Source organism: Nocardiopsis protaetiae (assembly GCF_045446735.1).
Lineage (GTDB): Bacteria > Actinomycetota > Actinomycetes > Streptosporangiales > Streptosporangiaceae > Nocardiopsis > Nocardiopsis protaetiae.
In genome coordinates, this window is sequence record NZ_JBJJBV010000511.1 from 1 (window position 1) to 1628 (window position 1628).

The following is a 1628-nucleotide window of genomic DNA, read 5'->3' on the forward strand; positions in this document are numbered from 1 at the left end:
CGCCCGGGACTACTTCAGGTCGTCGTCGGCGGCCCGGCCCACCCAGACCGCGAAGGACTCCCCGTCCTTCTTCTGGTCCTGGAACCGGCGCAGCACCCGCTCGACGTAGTCGGGCAGCTCCTCGGCGGTGGACTTGAGCCCGCGGATCTTCTTGCCGAAGGCCGCGTCCAGGCCCATGCCGCCGCCCAGGTGGATCTGGTAGCCCTCCACCTGCTCGCCGCGGTCGTTCATCACCAGCTGGCCCTTGAGGCCGATGTCGGCGACCTGGATGCGCGCGCACGAGTTCGGGCACCCGTTGACGTTGATGGTCAGCGGGTCGGTGAAGTCGGGCAGCCGCTTCTCCAGCTCGTCGATGAGGGTCGCCGCCCGGTCCTTGGTCTCCACGATCGCGAGCTTGCAGAACTCGATGCCGGTGCAGGCCATGGTCTGGCGGCGGAACGTGCTGGGGTGCACCTGGAAGCCCTCCGCCTCCAGGGCCGCGGTGATCGACTCGACCCGGTCCCCCTCGATGTCGAGGATGACGAGCTTCTGGTCGGCGGTCGTGCGGACGCGGTCGGAGCCGTGCGCCTCGGCGATGTCGGCGATCCGGTCCAGCGACGTGCCCGAGACCCGGCCCACCTTGGGCGCGAACCCCACGTAGAACCTGCCGTCGCGCTGGCGGTGCACGCCCACGTGGTCGCGGCGCAGGCCCTGGTCCAGCACCGGGGCCGGGCCGTCGGGCAGCGCGTACCCCAGGTACTTCTCCTCCAGCACCTGCCGGAACTTCTCCGCGCCCCAGTCCTTGATGAGGAACTTGATCCGGGCGCGGGTGCGCAGCCGCCGGTACCCGTAGTCGCGGAAGATCGCGCAGACCCCCGCCCACACCTCGCTCACCCGGTCCGGGCGCACGAACGTGCCCAGCCGCTGGGCGAACATCGGGTTGGTGGACAGCCCGCCGCCGACGAACAGGTCGTAGCCAGCCTCGCCGGCCTCGTTGCGCACGCCCACGAACGCGATGTCGTTGATCTCGTGGTTGGTGCAGTACACCGAGCAGCCCGAGATGGACGACTTGAACTTGCGCGGCAGGTTGGAGTACAGAGGGCTGCCGATGTGGTCCTCGTAGACCTGGAAGACCTCGGGGGTGGCGTCCAGCACCTCGTCCTCGGCGACCCCGGCCAGCGGACAGCCCAGGATGACACGGGGGGTGTCACCGCAGGCCTCGGTGGTGGACAGGCCCACCGACTCCAGCCGCTCCCAGATCTCCGGCACGTCCTCGACCCGGATCCAGTGGTACTGGACGTTCTGCCGGTCGGTGATGTCGGCGGTGTCGCGGCCGAAGTCGCGGGAGATCCCGGCGACGGCGCGCAGCTGGGCCACCGACAGCTGGCCTCCGTCGATGCGCACCCGCAGCATGAAGTAGCGGTCGTCCAGCTCCTCCGGCTCCAGGACCGCGGTCTTGCCGCCGTCGATGCCGGGGGCGCGCTGGGTGTACAGGCCGAACCACCGGAAACGGCCGCGCAGGTCGGCGGGATCGATCGAGTCGAACCCCCGCTTGGAGTAGATGTTGATGATCCGATCGCGGACGTGGAGTCCGTCGTCGTTCTTCTTGTTCTCCTCGTTCTTGTTCAGCGGCTCGCGGTAGCCGAGGG

Annotated in this window: 1 protein-coding gene; it reads right to left on the bottom strand. The window is 69.3% G+C overall.

Annotated features, from left to right (window positions below; translation table 11 throughout):
- Nucleotides 1–9 precede the first annotated feature (9 nt).
- A partial coding sequence (locus ACJOT3_RS34420) for a nitrite/sulfite reductase (protein ID WP_406977316.1) occupies nucleotides 10–1628 on the bottom strand: 1619 nt, incomplete at its 5' end.